At 42.0% G+C, this 14,986-nt stretch carries 12 protein-coding genes; 9 read left to right on the top strand and 3 right to left on the bottom strand.

Translation table 11 applies throughout. From position 1 onward, the window contains the following. The first annotated feature begins 85 nt into the window (after nt 1-85). Genes MKY18_RS09450 through MKY18_RS09440 form a run of 3 tightly spaced genes read left to right on the top strand, consistent with a single transcriptional unit; the run spans nt 86 to nt 3,159 of the window. Nucleotides 86-967, top strand: a complete 882-nt coding sequence (locus MKY18_RS09450) for a membrane protein (RefSeq protein WP_044141286.1) — start codon at nt 86-88, stop codon at nt 965-967. Next, nucleotides 930-1,535, top strand: coding sequence for a DUF4166 domain-containing protein (locus MKY18_RS09445; RefSeq protein WP_113768472.1), 606 nt, complete (start codon nt 930-932; stop codon nt 1,533-1,535). The genes MKY18_RS09450 and MKY18_RS09445 overlap by 38 nt, the downstream gene beginning before the upstream one ends. Then, the gene (locus MKY18_RS09440) at nt 1,528-3,159 is read left to right on the top strand and encodes a YndJ family protein (protein ID WP_342497494.1); all 1,632 of its coding nucleotides are present in this window, start codon (nt 1,528-1,530) and stop codon (nt 3,157-3,159) included. Before MKY18_RS09445 ends, MKY18_RS09440 begins: the two co-directional genes overlap by 8 nt. On the opposite strand, the gene MKY18_RS09435 is transcribed toward MKY18_RS09440, so the two are convergent. Further along, nucleotides 3,149-3,628, bottom strand: a complete 480-nt coding sequence (locus tag MKY18_RS09435) for a site-2 protease family protein (RefSeq protein ID WP_003216048.1) — start codon at nt 3,626-3,628, stop codon at nt 3,149-3,151. The genes MKY18_RS09440 and MKY18_RS09435 overlap by 11 nt on opposite strands. Before the next feature lie 231 nt (nt 3,629-3,859). Between MKY18_RS09435 and csaA the strand changes: the two genes are divergently transcribed. From csaA to MKY18_RS09420, 3 genes are all read left to right on the top strand, one after another. Beyond that, the gene (csaA, locus tag MKY18_RS09430) at nt 3,860-4,195 is read left to right on the top strand and encodes a chaperone CsaA (protein WP_044141283.1); all 336 of its coding nucleotides are present in this window, start codon (nt 3,860-3,862) and stop codon (nt 4,193-4,195) included. Nucleotides 4,196-4,708: 513 nt separating this feature from the next. Continuing rightward, a complete protein-coding gene (locus tag MKY18_RS09425; RefSeq protein ID WP_065098176.1) occupies nt 4,709-6,100 on the top strand; it encodes an MFS transporter in 1,392 nt (463 codons plus the stop codon). A 23-nt stretch (nt 6,101-6,123) separates the two neighbouring features. After that, entirely contained in the window at nt 6,124-7,731 is a 1,608-nt protein-coding gene (locus tag MKY18_RS09420) for a glycoside hydrolase family 43 protein (protein WP_340960991.1), read from the top strand. 44 nt (nt 7,732-7,775) lie between these two features. Here MKY18_RS09420 and MKY18_RS09415 read toward each other — a convergent pair whose 3' ends face one another. Beyond that, nucleotides 7,776-8,936: an ROK family transcriptional regulator gene (locus MKY18_RS09415; protein WP_065098174.1), complete on the bottom strand. Its 1,161-nt coding sequence runs from the start codon at nt 8,934-8,936 to the stop codon at nt 7,776-7,778. A gap of 213 nt (nt 8,937-9,149) precedes the next feature. Between MKY18_RS09415 and xylA the strand changes: the two genes are divergently transcribed. From xylA to MKY18_RS09400, 3 genes are all read left to right on the top strand, one after another. Beyond that, nucleotides 9,150-10,487 carry a xylose isomerase gene (gene xylA, locus MKY18_RS09410; RefSeq protein WP_065098173.1) on the top strand — a complete coding sequence of 446 codons (1,338 nt, stop codon included), beginning with the start codon at nt 9,150-9,152 and terminating at the stop codon, nt 10,485-10,487. A gap of 35 nt (nt 10,488-10,522) precedes the next feature. Next, entirely contained in the window at nt 10,523-12,022 is a 1,500-nt protein-coding gene (gene xylB, locus MKY18_RS09405) for a xylulokinase (RefSeq protein ID WP_185108878.1), read from the top strand. Between the two features lie 90 nt (nt 12,023-12,112). Next, nucleotides 12,113-12,799 (top strand): glycoside hydrolase family 11 protein, encoded by a 687-nt coding sequence (locus tag MKY18_RS09400; RefSeq protein ID WP_126741847.1) that lies wholly within the window; start codon nt 12,113-12,115, stop codon nt 12,797-12,799. Between the two features lie 49 nt (nt 12,800-12,848). On the opposite strand, the gene MKY18_RS09395 is transcribed toward MKY18_RS09400, so the two are convergent. After that, the gene (locus MKY18_RS09395; protein WP_342497493.1) at nt 12,849-14,885 is read right to left on the bottom strand and encodes a molybdopterin oxidoreductase family protein; all 2,037 of its coding nucleotides are present in this window, start codon (nt 14,883-14,885) and stop codon (nt 12,849-12,851) included. Between the last annotated feature and the right edge of the window lie 101 nt (nt 14,886-14,986).

The following is a 14,986-nucleotide window of genomic DNA, read 5'->3' as shown; positions in this document are numbered from 1 at the left end:
ACAGAAAACCAATAAAGATTTGACAGTTTTGTGAAACATGGTATGCTTGTTATGTGAAATAATTCACATAGAGGAGTAGAGGCAGATGAAAAGAAAGCCTGTTTATGTGGAAACAACCATTCATGCACCGATAGAGAAAGTATGGGAATATACGCAAAATCCAAAGCTTCATGAACAATGGGATTTGCGCTTTTCAACCATTTCATTAAATGAACCTCAAAATGAACAGCCCCAATCCTTTTTGTATGAAAAGCATCTTGGGTTTGGTTTAAGTGTCACAGGGACAGGAGCTTATCGAACAAGAATGATGGATGAACGGAATGAGAGGGCATCCTCACTTCATTTCAAATCGTCACACCCATTGTCTTTTATCAAAGAAGGCAGTGGCTACTGGAAGTATATGAAAACAAGCGACCACATTGTGTTTCAAACTCAATTTGATTACAAAACGAAAGAAGGAAAAGGATGGACATGGGCAGACCGGATTCTTTTTCGCCCAATGATCGGGTTTATGACAGCCTTTAGTTTTGGTGCATTAAAGACGTGGCTTGAAAAGGGAACGCATCCTCGGTTATTACTAGAGAGAACACTTGCTCATTACGGGATTTGTTTGCTGTTTGCCATCGTCTGGCTATGCCAAGCGGTCATTCCTTTTTCACATTCGGCTTTTGATCATAGCACGAGTTTTCGATTGTTTTATGCGCTTTTAGGCGTATTATGGCTAATTCCCAAGCTATCAAAGAAATATCTCTACATTTTACAAAGTTTGTTTCTTCTCATTATGCTTTGTATAGGCATCCTATCCCCGCAAACGACGCTTCATGAGCCGCTTGTGATGAGTGCATTTTTCATTTTGTCGATTGCAGGTATGATCAACCTAAAAGATTGTGTAGATGTATTTTCTATCAAACGAAAAAGGGGAGGTAGACATGGTCGTTCATCGTCATCAAGTAAAGGATTACGATAAACTGCATCCAAAACTAAAAGAGAGATACAACTGCGCGTTTACTGCCGAAGGTACTATGGAGGAAATAGGCGGCGGGTCAAGACTCATTCGATTGATCTTCAGAATGGGTCCACTGTTTCGTTGTTTTTTCCCCGAGAGAGGGAAAAACATTCCTTTCCAAATTGTCAACGAGCCCTTTGTGACAAATAAGGGGGAGGAAGGGATGCACTGGTATCGAACGTTTTATTTCCCAAAGAAGGAGCGGCACTTTGATGCTGATATGATCATTGATCAGAAGAGTCATACAGTACTAGACTACTTTGGAAAGCCTAGACTTCTTGTGTCAGAGCTTCATTTTACAGTAACAAAGCATGGTTTCTTGCACATCCAATCCGGCCGGCAGAAGTTTTTGATGTTCGGCAAGGAATGGCCGCTGCCTTCATGGCTTTATGGTGTGTCAGCTGTAACGGAAGGCTACGATGAGCATGCAGGTGAATATACCATTGATGTCCACGTGAAAAATCGACTGTTTGGTACTCTTTTTACATATAAAGGCCGTTTTACAGAAAGGGTGTCTCATGATGAATAAGTGGCATTTGATATCCAGTCTGATCTTCATGTCTTGTTTTATCGCCACCCGTTTCATGACAGGCCGGGTAGCAGAATTTTTTGTTCTCATGGCAATTCTATTTTTTCTTCCCGCTGCCTTACACTTTTTTGAGAAAGAAGGGAAGAAACACAAGCCAGAGAGGCTGATCGGCTTTTTAATGAAAGCCTTTCCACTAGCAGCTCTTTGTGCAACCACTGCTTTTATCTATCATTCTGCTTGGTTTGCATCGGGATGGCTTTTATATACAATGTTATTGGCGTTATTTGGCTTTTGTCGTTTGCTGAAAAGAGGAATCTTTCCGCTTCATGAGCTGATGATTGATGGCGCATGGATGTATCTCGCTTTAGGCGGTCTGTGGTTTTGGCTGTACACAGCAGATATACAGGTGATGACATTTTCGCCGATCATTGTTCTTTTGACCGCTATTCATTTTCATTACTCTGCTTTTTTTATCCCGCTTTTTTATGGATTATTAGGAAGGCAGCAAGCAAAAGAGACAGCTTTATACAAAGCGGCGGGCTGGGTGATTTTGCTGTCGCCTGTGATGATTGCTGTTGGGATTAGCTTTTCCCGTCTATTTGATACGTTCAGCGTCATTCTTTATGTGATGGCCCTCTACATATATGGCATCCTTTGTATGAAAACAAGATTTCGGTCGACTTTGGCAAAAGGACTTGTTGTGTTTTCTAGCTTAGTTTTAATGGGGACGATCGTGTTATCACTTCTTTATTCCGCTGGTATGCTGATGCGTGTGACCTACATCAGCATTGATCAGATGATTTGGTTTCATGGCAGTATCAATGCTTTTTTTGTGATTTTGCCGGGTTTGATTGGCTGGCTGATTGAAGGGCCGAAGGATCAATTAAAGCAGAAGAACTTTCCGATTTCGAAAGTGCATGGCCGGTTTCAAATGATCTCTTTTCAAGAGGAAAGCGTGCATAACCCTGAGAAGCTGGGTTTAGTCGATTCGCTTGATGAATTAAATGGAACGACGTTTTCAGCTGATAGGGTCTCACCTGTGATTCGCAGATTTTATGAAGACCCTATGGCTTTTACATTAAAAGCAGCCGTCAGCTTTCATTGGTGGGTAAGGCCGTTCGTCTTTTTACTTCAGCTACTGTTTAAGAAAATAGGTCAGCTATATTTGGGGTTATCTCGTCATCCATATGAGATGAAGGGACGTCTGACTAGATTTCAACATCCGAAGGAAGAAAGGGAAAATGTTCGGGCTTGGATACGTCACAATGTAAAAGGAGAGCAAGTCTTTTTTGCACTTTATGCTCTTCATTACGATGCAGCTGCGGGTTATATGAATATTGCGCTGCCACTTCCGTATTCTCAGCTGACAGCTATTTTAAAACCTTTTAATGAGAAAGAAGATTTTCTATTAAAAAGCGCATGTCCAAAAGGCAGTACCGGTGACGAAGGATTGTATTTGCATACGCCTTTTATCACCATGAAACTGCCAATGGAAGAAAGCTTTCATATGAAGCCGGAGACGGATCAAAGTCTCACAGCGGTACATCAAATGAAGCTGTTCAGTATTCCTTTTTTAACGATTCATTATCATATTGACAGTGAAAGTCATCATGTTAGTCAATGATGTCACATGGTTCACCGTGCCGAATGATGTTCACAATCGCTTGCCCATCACTCGGATGATGATCTGCATACTGGACTGGCAGCAGTGCAAAAAATACATAGTAGACTGAGAAATAAGCAAATTGATAGAAAAATTGGTGCTCTGGCAGGAAATCATTGGCGATCATTGTATTCAGTATGAGAACACTGAGCAGGTTGCATAATGAACCGCCTAAGTAGACAAGAATGTGCGACAATCGGTTATTTTTCCTCATTTCTTCATAGTGGCAAAATGCATCTAGAAAATAGATTCGTCTAATTTCAACGACGCCTACTTTCAACACTTTTTTCCCTCTGCCAAGCGCAAAGGATACCTTTGCTCCAAACATCCACGCGACCACAATATGGCCAAGCTGATGAAGGATGGCAACAATAGGAAGAATGACAAAAAACGACCAGCAAAACGTCCACATATCCGATAATGTAAACAAGTGTGAACCCTCCCCAATATATTTGGGAGGAAGCAGTAGGATTATTTGCCATTTTACTGAATTCATTTTCAGGATGCAAACATTTAATACATGACAATAAATTTATTATGTAAACTATAAAGGCGATTTTAACGCTGTATAGGCTTTTTGAACCTCCTCTATGACAAAATGAATGTGCTACAATGGATAATCAATAGATGACGTTACCTTTTATGAAGGGGAGAGAGTCAGATGGCAGATATTGAACAGTTTTTGGCGTTAGATATTCGCGTTGGGACGATCATAGAAGCAGAATTTTTTGCAGAGGCAAGAGTGCCTGCGTTGAAGCTCAAGATTGATTTTGGTGAAGAAATTGGTGGTGTAAAGCAATCTAGTGCTCAGCTGACAAAGCGTTATACTGCGGAGAATCTTATCGGCAAACAAATCGTAGCGGTCGTTAATTTCCCGCCAAGAAGAATTGCAGGGTTCAAATCAGAAGTGCTTGTCTTAGGAGGCATGCCGTCAAAAGAAGACGTGGTGTTGTTAGCGACAGATGAACCGGTTGAGAATGGAACAAAAATAGGGTAAGAAAAAAGACATCTTCCTAAGAAGATGTCTTTTGCGTATTGAGGCGGAATAACCACACGCCACATTCGTGTGTGTCTCAAAGAGACATGTTACCCGACTTACACAATTCAGCTCATCGCTTGATTAATATAGCATGGGATGAGCTTGAATGCAACCTTTAAATGAATTCTTTCAGATTTTCTTATCATTTAACAAGACGAATGACAAGAAATCAATTATTTGGATTATTTTTTCAAAATATATTGAAAAGTCAGATCAGATTTTATAAAATGAATTCATCTTAGTTTGTTTGGTCAATAAACTAAGATGAATTTCAAGTATTGATCCCTATATTGAAGGAGATGATTCTGTCATTCGACTGTTTTGCTGCGCATTTGGGCTAAGCTGAAAGGAAGAGATGTTCAGCTACATTTTTATAACAAATTGAAAGCGCTTTATATTTCCTGTATTGATTGCTGCTGCCCTCCATCATCTGTTCGTTAGAAGAGGTTAAGTGAAGAAGGGAGAAAGCTCATGGTTAGTGAGAATTTAAAGAAGATTCGTATGTCTGAAAAAGTGGGATATGCTTCAGGGGATTTCGCATGTAATTTGATTTATGCAACTGTCTCTACGTATCTATTATTTTTCTATACAGATGTGTACGGTTTATCAGCGGCAGCAGCAGGGACGATGTTTTTGGTTGTTCGCGCCATCGATGCGCTTGCAGATCCATTTATTGGTGCAATGGTGGACCGGACGAACAGCCGTTTTGGCAGGTTCAGACCTTATTTGTTATTCGGTGCGTTTCCTTTTGTCGTACTTGCCATTCTTTGCTTTACAACACCTGATTTTTCCGAAATGGGTAAACTCATTTATGCCTACATCACGTATGTTGGTTTATCGCTTACATACACATTCATCAACGTTCCTTATGGTGCTTTAACTTCTGCAATGACAAGAAATAACCAAGAAGTTGTCAGTATTACGTCCGTTCGTATGGTGTTTGCCAATCTAGGCGGTCTAGTTGTGGCTTTTTTTGTACCTTTTCTTGCGACCTTTTTAAGTGATACGACAGGAAATACAGCACTTGGCTGGCAGATGACGATGGCTTTTCTCGGCGTTCTTGGCGGCGCATTACTGATTTTCTGTTTTAAAAGCACGAATGAACGTGTCACGCTTCAAAAGCCAGAGGAAAAGATTAAATTCAGTGATATCTTTGTCCAGTTACGAGTGAATCGCCCGCTTGTTGTATTAAGCATTTTCTTTATTATTATTTTTGGTGTGAACTCAATCAGCAACTCTGTTGGGATCTATTATGTGACGTATAACCTTGGCAGAGAAGATTTAGTGAAATGGTACGGACTCATTGGCAGTCTGCCAGCTTTAATGGTGCTGCCGTTTATTCCGAAGCTGCACAAGCTGTTAGGAAAGAAAAAGCTGCTGAATTATTCTTTATCGCTGAATATCGTAGGTCTTCTTGCTTTACTTGTGATACCGCCGAGTCAAATCACTTTAATACTGATTTTCAGGCTCGTTGCTGCTGCTGGGAGTATTACAGCCGGTGCTTACATGTGGGCACTCATTCCTGAGACTGTTGAATATGGCGAATATAAAACTGGAAAAAGGATGGGCGGACTGATCTACGCAGTCATTGGATTTTTCTTTAAATTTGGAATGGCATTAGGCGGAATTGTTCCGGGGCTTGTACTCGATCGATTTGGCTATGTTGCAAACCAAATACAGACGCCAGAAGCATTGCTTGGCATTTTAATCACGGTAACAGTGATTCCTGTATGCTTACTGATTTTAGCGATGATTGATATTAATTTTTATAACCTAGATGAAGAAGAGCACCAAAAAGTCGTGAGGGAGCTTGAGAATAGGGATCAAGTATATATCGATCATATGGACGATTTTAAAATGTAGGTCGTGAAAGAGGAGGAAGTTGAATGAAAATTACCAATCCAGTACTCAAAGGATTTAACCCAGATCCAAGTATTTGCCGTGTAGGAGAAGATTATTACATGGCGGTCTCTACATTTGAATGGTTTCCAGGTGTGCAAATTTATCATTCGAAGGATCTCGTCCATTGGCGGCTTGCTGCGCGTCCTTTGCAAAAAACGTCGCAGCTGGACATGAAAGGGAATCCTGATTCTGGCGGAGTATGGGCACCGTGCCTAAGCTATGCAGATGGTCAGTTTTGGCTTATTTATTCAGATATCAAAGTAGTGGATGGTCCATTTAAAGATGGTCATAATTATTTGGTTACGGCAAGTGAAGTTGACGGTGATTGGAGTGAACCGGTTAAGCTTAATAGCTCTGGCTTTGATCCCTCTTTATTTCATGATCAAAGCGGGAAGAAATACGTCTTAAATATGCTGTGGGATCATAGGGAAAAGCACCATTCCTTTGCGGGTATTGCTCTGCAGGAATATAGCGTGACGGAAAAGAAACTCATTGGTGAGCGGAAGGTCATTTTTAAAGGCACACCGATTAAATTGACAGAAGCACCGCATCTTTATCACATCGGTGATTACTATTATTTATTAACAGCAGAAGGAGGCACCAGGTACGAGCATGCGGCAACAATTGCCCGTTCCCCGAAGATTGAAGGGCCTTATGAGGTTCATCCTGATAACCCAATTTTAAGTGCTTTTCACACGCCTGAACATCCGCTTCAAAAATGTGGGCATGCTTCCATTGTTCAAACGCATACAAATGAATGGTATCTCGCCCATCTGACTGGCCGCCCTATTCAATCAAGCAAGGAATCTATTTTTCAACAGAGAGGGTGGTGTCCTTTAGGAAGAGAAACAGCGATTCAAAAGCTTGAATGGAAGGATGGCTGGCCGTATGTTGTGGGCGGAAAAGAAGGAACGCTGGAGGTTGAAGCGCCAGCGATCAACGAAAAGGTTTTTGCTCCTACCTACCATACAGTCGATGAGTTTAAAGAATCAACGTTAAATAGACACTTCCAAACATTAAGAATTCCTTTTACTGAACAGATCGGTTCATTAACGGAAAAACCTCAGCATTTAAGGTTATACGGTCAGGAATCTCTAACATCTAAGTTTACTCAAGCTTTCGTTGCAAGGCGCTGGCAAAGCTTTTATTTTGAAGCAGAGACAGCTGTGTTGTTCTTTCCAGAGAATTTTCAGCAAGCCGCTGGTCTTGTGAATTATTACAATACGGAAAATTGGACAGCGCTTCAGGTGACATATGACGAAGAACTTGGCCGCATTCTTGAATTATCTGCCTGTCAAAACCTTTCCTTTTCTCAGCCATTGACACAAAAAATCGTCATTCCAGAGGATGTCACCTATGTGTATTTAAAAGTGACCGTTCAGAAAGAAACATATACCTATTCTTATTCTTTTGATCAAAAAGACTGGAAGGAAATTGATGTGATATTCGAATCTAGCCATCTATCTGATGACTTCATTCGAGGAGGAGGATTTTTTACAGGGGCATTTGTCGGCATGCAGTGCCAGGATACAAGTGGTGAGCGCCTTCCTGCTGATTTCAACTATTTCCGTTATGAGGAAACAGATAAATAAAAAAGACAACACGGTAAGAGCTGTCTTTTTTATCTATGAATCTGTCATGGTGAGAGGGTGGCATCTTGCAGAAAAGCTTCAATGACGAGAGATGTCATCCCTAATACCGGTGCGTTGTGTCCTAATGACGAAGGAAGCAGCTCGACATGTGAACTGAATAGAGTGTCTATCCTTGAGGATACCTCCTCTTGAATCACACGTAGAACCGTTGGCTGCGCTTCAATCACTTTGTTTCGTAAAATAATCGCTTGCGGGTTAAAGGTATGCAGGACGTTAGTGAGGCCGACTCCAAGATAAAAACCAAAGTTGCGCAAGGCATTGAGCGTTTTCATGTCATTTAACATTGCCAGCTGTTCCACATCTTGGTGAGAGATGGGTTGATCATTTGTTTGAAGGGACTGAAACAAGGCTTTCTCAGATGCATACAGCTCCCAGCATCCACGGTTTCCGCAGCTGCAAGTTGGTCCATTAAAGTCGATGGTCATATGTCCCATTTCACCAGAAAATCCGTATGCACCTCTGTATAAATGATGATTGATAATGATCCCGATTCCAATGCCAGTGCCGATGCTGGCATAGATCAAATGATCATAATGTTTAGCGGCACCAAAGATTTTTTCACCATATGCACCAGCATTTGCTTCATTTTCAATGAAAACGGGTACTTGGAATGCGTCTTGGAGCGTTGTTTTTAGGTCAACATTTTTCCATTTAGAATGCGGCGTAAACACGATTTGTTGATCGGCATCCACTAGCCCGGGTATACATAGGCCAATACCTATGAGCCCATATGGGGAAGAGGGGATTTGTGCCATCAACTGCTGGATTAATTCAGTTAATATGCGTATGGTCACATCAGGAGCGCTTGATGGGAGCCTGATCTGCTCTTCTTGAAGGATGGACCCTTCAAGGTCGGTTAAAATGCCATTGACATAATCAACGCCGACATCAATCCCGATGGAGCAGCCAGCACGTTTATTAAACATCAGTAAAACCGGTCTTCTCCCGCCGCTAGACTCACCTTGGCCGATCTCATAGACGAGTTGCTCTTTCATTAATGTACTCACTTGAGAGGAAACAGTCGATTTATTTAACCCAGTGCGTTCAGATAATTTGGCTCTAGAAATTGGCGCATGCTGGAGAATTTCTTTTAATAATAGCTTTTGATTTATTTTTTTCACAAAGTTCTGATCAGCGATATCCATGTTATCCACTCCATTTGTTTCGTCTTTAGATTAAGTGAAGAAAAAAGCTGTTTTTCTTCGCCTGTAATCTGTAAGAAGGATGATTTTAACTTTATTATAACGAAAATATTTCTAAAAAACTAAAAAATGTGGAAAATTCAAAGTGAATTGATCATCAATTGAACATTAGTTTGTTGAATCAACTTACAAAGATATTCATAGGAGGAATAAAAGATGGCCAACTCAAATATGAAAACGTTACACAGCTTAGAAGGGATCGGTAAAATACAATTTGAAGGAAAACAATCAAAAAACCCACTCGCTTTTAAACACTATGATCCAAGCGAAGTGATTGGCGGAAAAACTATGAAAGATCATTTGCGCTTCTCAGTCGCTTATTGGCATACATTGACTGCTGATGGAACAGACATGTTTGGAACTGGTACGATGCAGAGGGCCTGGGACTCCTATAGTGGGATGGATTTAGCAAAAGCTAGATTGGAAATAGCCTTTCAACTGTTTGATCTATTGGATGTTCCGTATTTTTCCTTCCATGACCGTGACATTGCACCGGAGGGAGATACGCTTCAAGAGACGAATCAGCAATTAGACATCATTTTAGAAAGAATGAAAGAATACATGCGGGATAGCGGAGTCAAGCTGCTGTGGAATACGGCCAATATGTTCAAGCATCCTAGGTTTGTACACGGCGCAGCGACATCTTGTCATGCAGATGTCTTTGCTTATGCAGCCGCACAGGTGAAAAAAGGCATCGAAACAGCTAAAGAACTTGGCGCAGAAAATTACGTTTTCTGGGGAGGACGAGAAGGATACGATACTCTGCTGAATACTGATATGAAAAGAGAGCTTGACCACATGGCGTCATTCTTGCATATGGCTGTTGATTATGCAAAGGAGATTGGATACACTGGCCAATTTTTAATTGAGCCTAAGCCAAAGGAGCCAACCACTCATCAATACGATGCAGATGCAGCGACATCTATTGCCTTTTTAAAGCAATACGGACTAGATTCACATTTTAAATTGAATATCGAGGCCAATCATGCGACGCTTGCTGGTCATACGTTTGAGCATGAATTACGCGTCTCAAGAATACATGGATTGCTCGGTTCTGTAGATGCGAACCAAGGGAATACGCTGCTTGGCTGGGACACGGATGAATTTCCAACCGATTTATATGCCACAACTCTTGCCATGTATGAAATTTTGCAAAATGGCGGACTAGGAACTGGCGGTCTCAATTTTGATGCAAAAGTGAGAAGAGCTTCTTTTGAGCTTGAAGATATTTTGTATGCCCATATTGCGGGTATGGATGCATTCGCAAAAGGACTGCGGGTCGCTCATAGACTCATAGAAGATCGTGTGTTTGAAGATGTGATCAAGCACCGGTATCGCAGTTTTTCTGAAGGGATTGGCCGTGACATTTCAGAAGGAAAGGCAAACTTTCATACATTAGAAGAGTATGCGCTCAAACACCCTTTAATCAGAAACGAATCGGGAAGAGAGGAACAGTTGAAAGCCCGGTTAAATCAATACTTGTTAGAAGATTGATTGAAGAAGCGGACCTGTTTTGAAGGAGTGAAGACATGAAGTATGTGATGGGAATTGATCTTGGAACGAGCGGAGTCAAAGCCATATTAGTCGATGAGAATGGAAAGGTGTGCGGCGAGGCCACTAAGCCTTACCGCCTCATTCAACATAAACCTGGATATTGTGAACAGAACCCAGAGGATTGGGTTGAGCAGACAGTGGCTGCGATGAAAGAACTGATGGCAAGACAGCCTGTTCTTTCAAAGAAAGTAGAGGGCATCAGCTTTTCTGGACAGATGCATGGTCTGGTTCTTTTAAATGAATCCCGCGAGGTGCTCCGCCCTGCGATTTTATGGAATGATACACGAACGACTGCACAATGTACACGCATCACAAAAAAGCTGGGGAAACAGCTGCAAAAGATCACGAAAAATCAGGCGTTAGAAGGATTTACACTGCCAAAATTATTATGGGTAAAGGAACATGAACCAGAAATTGATCAACAAATCGACATGTTTTTACTCCCAAAAGATTATGTCAGATTTCGTTTAACAGGTACTGTTCATATCGATTATTCTGATGCGGCTGGCACATTGCTGTTAAATATTGGAGAGCAAGCGTGGAGTAAAGAAATTTGTCAGGCATTTGATATTCCTCCTCATATTTGTCCGCCGCTTATCTCATCAGAGGAAGAGGTTGGTACACTATTTCCGCACATTGCACGTGAGACGGGGATCGAAGAGGGGGCAAAAGTCTTTGCTGGCGGGGCAGACAATGCTTGCGGAGCAATTGGTGCTGGTATTTTATCCTCTGGCCGCACGTTATGCAGCATTGGTACATCTGGCGTCATTCTCTCTTACGAAGAGGATCATGAAAGAGAGCTTAAAGGAAACTTGCATTTGTTCCATCATGCAAAAAAAGACGCTTTCTACACAATGGGTGTCACCCTTTCAGCAGGATATAGCCTTAATTGGGTAAAACATTTACTGGCTCCAGAGGAATCGTTCCAATCACTTTTAGAGGGTGCAGTTGATGTCGCGCCAGGAGCGAATGGATTGCTCTTCACGCCATATTTAGTAGGGGAGAGAACACCTCATGCGGATTCTACCATTCGTGGAAGCTTGATTGGTTTAGACAGCCGACATGAAAGGGCGCATGTCGTCAGGGCTGTGCTAGAAGGGATTACCTTCTCGTTAAATGAATCTATTTCCTTATTCCGGCAAGCAGGAAAACACATAGATTCTATTGTGTCCATTGGGGGCGGTGCAAGAAGCCGGACATGGCTTCAAATGCAAGCAGACATTTTTCAGGCTGAGGTCATCCAGTTAGACAATGAACAAGGGCCTGCTTTAGGTGCAGCTATGCTGGCCGCCGTTGGTTGCGGCTGGTATCCATCGCTTGAGACATGTGCAGATCAGTTTATTCATCAAGCTGCTGTCTATGAACCAGAGCAGCAACATGCAAGTATATATGCTGATCTATTTCATCTGTATCAAAAGATCTATACACAAACAAGAGACATCCATGCCGGGTTAGAACAATACCGTTCCGTCTAGCAGAGAATGGTGACATGAAAGGAGGTGATGAGCTCGCTTCATCTTAGAGAAGGCAGAACAATTTTAATGAAAAAAGGAGAGGGATGGAAAATGAATTTGAAAAGATTGAGGCTATTGTTTGTGATGTGTATTGGATTTGTGCTGACACTGACTGCTGTACCAGCTTATGCGAAAACGATTTATAATAATGAAGTAGGTACACATAGCGGGTATGATTACGAATTATGGAAGGATCATGGAAACACCTCGATGACACTTAATAACGGCGGGGCATTTAGTGCAGGCTGGAACAATATTAATAATGCTTTATTTAGAAAAGGAAAGAAGTTTGATTCCACTAAAACTCATCATCAGCTTGGCAACATCTCTATCAATTACAACGCAAACTTTAACCCAGGTGGGAATTCCTACTTATGTGTCTATGGCTGGACACAATCTCCACTAGCAGAATACTACATTGTTGATTCATGGGGCACCTATCGCCCAACAGGAACGTATAAAGGATCATTTTATGCAGATGGGGGCACGTATGACATTTATGAGTCGACCCGTGTCAATCAGCCTTCCATTATTGGAATTGCGACCTTCAAGCAATATTGGAGTGTACGTCAATCGAAACGTACGAGTGGAACGGTATCTGTCAGTGCACATTTCAAAAAATGGGAAAGCTTAGGGATGCCAATGGGCAAAATGTATGAAACGGCATTTACTGTAGAAGGCTATCAAAGCAACGGAAGTGCGAATGTAACGACCAACCAGTTGTTTATTGGTCAATAGAAAGCATTAAAAAGCCAGCAGCTTTTGCTGGCTTTTCTTCTGTCTATGATCATTTTTCAACTTCCACTCTGCCAGAAAAGAACGTCGCACCGCCGCCCATATCTGCTAGCCGATCAGGTGTTAGTCCGTTGACTAGTTGTTTTTTGCCTTTTTGATCTGCCCATAATCCTTGACTGACCACAACACCAGGTAATACATTGTGACCGACTGACACGACAAGCTCGCATTCTCCTCGGTCATTCAGCACACGCACCATGTCACCATCTTCAATCTCTCTTGCCTTTGCATCAACTTCATTCATGTGAAGCTTAGGAAACTTCTCGAGCTTTTGATGCTTTTCATGAAGTGAGAAGGTCGAGTTAAGGAAATTATGATTCGGTCCCGGTATAAAGGTAAGCGGATATTCGCTTTCCTGATAAAGGGGCACGTAGGTTGGCAGTGCTGGATATCCGTCTTTTTTCATTTGTTCAGAATAAAGCTCAATTTTGCCGCTCGGGGTAGAGAGCTTTAAGTCTTGGAAAGGTCCTCGTTTTGCTTTGATCCATTTCTTTTCTTTTAATGCCTCGTATGAAATGTCCTCATAATGCGGATTTTCTGGATGATGAAGGGCTTGTTCCATGAGTTCCGCATCTGTCTCGCGGAAGGCTTCATCTTCAAAGCCCATCGCATGGGCTAACAAGCGGAACACTTCCGTATTGGATTTGCTTTCTCCATAGCGTTCAATCACTGGCTCTTGAATTTGAATATAATGGTGCCAGTATGATGTATAGAAATCCTCATTTTCAAAAGCGGATGTTGCCGGCAGGACAATGTCTGCATACTTAGCTGTCTCTGTCAGAAATAGATCATGAACGACTGTAAATAAGTCATCTCTCAGCAAACCTTCTCTTACTTTATTTGCTTCAGGCGCGACAACGGCTGGGTTAGACGAGTAAACAAAGAGTGAATCAATGGAAGGCGCTGCATTTGTCAGCACACTGCCCAGCTGATTCATATTAAATGATCTAGGCATGCGTTCTTTTAATAAATCCGGCCGCTGAAGAGCTGTTTCATTATAGCTGAGAAAAGAAGAGTTTGATTTCATCGCACCGCCGCCCTTGTGGAGCCACTGACCAGTTAGGGCAGGGAGGCAGGAAATGGTTCGAATACTCATTCCGCCATTATCATGGTGCTGCAAACCATTGCCAATACGAATAAGAGATGGCGATGTTTCTGCGTACATTCTTGCAAGTGTAAGGATGTCCTCTTTAGAAACCCCCGTGATGCCCTCAACAGTGTCTGGATCGTACTGCTTCACATGCTCACGCAGCTCCTTATGACCGGTTGTATAAGTTTCTAAAAAGGCTTCATCTGTTAGTCCTTCTTTAAAAAGAACATGCATGATGCCAAGGGCAAGGGCACTGTCAGTACCAGGTCGAAGCGGAATGAACCAATCTGCCATCCGTCCAGTTTGGTTCTTGTGTACATCAATCACGACAATCTTTGCTCCTTGCTTTCGCGCTTTTTGTGCAAGGGTGATTTGGTGCATATTGGTCGACACGGCATTGATGCCCCAAAAGATGAATAGTTTCGTATGAATGGTCTCTTCTGGATCTGTCCCAATGCTTGCACCCATTGTATATTTATAGCCAGTCGTTCCTGCTGACTGACAGATGGTCCGGTCTAATTGACTTGAACCAAGACGATAGAAAAAGCGGCGGTCCATGCCTTCTGCATTCAGATTGCCCATATTCCCATAAAAGCTGTAAGGCAGAATACTTTCTGGACCTTTTTCTTCAATCAGTTTTGTCCATTTTTGCCGAATGGTTTCAATGGCTTCTTCCCACGTAATCGGGGCAAATTGTCCATCGCCTTTTCGACCAACACGCTTCAAAGGAGTGGTCAGTCGCTTTTCATCATATAAACGGGCTGTGACATTCCGCACTTTGTTACATATGTTGCCTTGGGTGACGGGGTGGTCTGGATCTCCCTGCACTTTTACGATCTTTCCATTTTCTTTATGTATCAAAAGACCGCACTGATCCGGGCAATCTAACGAACAAACTGATTTGAATATTCCGTCTTTCATTGCTGTATAATCGGGCATGAATTTTTGGCTCCTTTTCTGAAATCCGTTATCACTTTATATGGACTTTATTTTAGCATGTTCGGGGGTGGAAGGTAAGAAAGAGATGATGAATTGAAGAA

This window comes from Bacillus sp. FSL R7-0672 (assembly GCF_038601465.1).
Taxonomy (GTDB): Bacteria; Bacillota; Bacilli; order Bacillales; family Bacillaceae; genus Bacillus; species Bacillus pumilus.
Note: the sequence above shows the minus strand (reverse complement) of the source record. Positions and strands in the feature narration are given on the sequence as shown.